At 33.4% G+C, this 706-nt stretch carries 1 pseudogene; it reads right to left on the reverse strand.

The window, feature by feature from the left end:
• Positions 1–706, reverse strand: a pseudogene (locus FC37_RS05010) (type I pullulanase); the annotation flags it as partial.

The following is a 706-nucleotide window of genomic DNA, read 5'->3' on the forward strand; positions in this document are numbered from 1 at the left end:
TCACCTTCTAGGACACTAGACCAGACACCTTTATCTCCACGTTTCATAATAATGGTCTTAGCAGGTTGAGCATCATTATCTAATGAATCATAGATATTCAATATTACACTTTTTGCAGTTGGAGCCCATAATTTAATAGTTGTCTGCTTTTTATCATAAGTAACACCTAAATCATTACCATCATAAGCATATTTATCATCAAAAGCCTTTGAACGAACGTAACTACCAAGATCAAAAGCCTTTGAACGAACGTAACTACCAACATCAATAGCTTTGTAATTACCTTTTAATCCAATTAGATTATTATCAAGAATATCTAAATTGTGAGCAGTTGTAATCTCAAATTTCTTACTTCTGCCATTAGCATCTGGATCAATAGCAATTATATTTGCAATTGAATTATTATCATTAAGCTTTAAATCCGCCCTGGCTTCATCAGCACTCATATTCTTGCCAGTTTCAATAGCTACTGTATTAGGAGAAGTCATTGAGGCAGACATTACACTTTGTTTAGCTAAAGCGAAACTTTCAGTATAATAAGCTGTATTATCTTTATTTACCAAATATATATTAGTTGGCTTAGTACCTGGTAATAGGGTAAAGCTTCTAGCTGCAGTATCTGAACCTACTGGTGCTACAAATACGTGCTCAAATTGCTTATCAGTTAATTTCACATTAACAGTATGATCTTTATCAAGCGTTACCG

The sequence above is a fragment of the Lactobacillus gallinarum DSM 10532 = JCM 2011 genome (assembly GCF_001434975.1).
In the GTDB taxonomy this organism is placed as follows: domain Bacteria; phylum Bacillota; class Bacilli; order Lactobacillales; family Lactobacillaceae; genus Lactobacillus; species Lactobacillus gallinarum.